Here is a 405-nt window from a genome sequence, read left to right as displayed (position 1 = left end):
CAGCAAGAAGGAGATACAAATGAACCCAAAGCTGAGGCTAAGCCAAAAAGAGTAAGACCTGTCATTAAAAAACCGACGAGTCAGTCAGAAGGAGATACAAACGAACCCAAAGCTGAGGCTAAGCCAAAAAGAGTAATGCCAGTGATTAAAAAACCGACGCAAAAAAGAAAAGACGATGGTGAAGAAGGAACCTCTTCATAAAATAAAAAGGGGCAACCATTACTTTTTTAGTAAATATTTAAGTACTCAGTCAAGACCAAATTAACAATGCATAGTATGCTTATTGTCAGTCAATTATAAATTAATTTATTAGTCAGAATCTAGAGTACTTAGGAATTGTTCAAAAATAAATTTACACTCTAAGGGGTGATTTTTCGCCTTGATACTTCGTTATTTTTATTGCCC

At 34.8% G+C, this 405-nt stretch carries 1 protein-coding gene; it reads left to right on the top strand.

The features are described 5' to 3' along the window. Positions 1-201 (top strand): hypothetical protein (locus Q0954_RS34540; RefSeq protein WP_299466800.1); only part of this gene is annotated, 201 nt, incomplete at its 5' end. Positions 202-405 lie beyond the last annotated feature (204 nt).

This window comes from uncultured Microscilla sp., assembly GCF_947493425.1.
In the GTDB taxonomy this organism is placed as follows: domain Bacteria; phylum Bacteroidota; class Bacteroidia; order Cytophagales; family Microscillaceae; genus Microscilla.
This window is presented reverse-complemented; position numbering and strand designations above follow the sequence as displayed.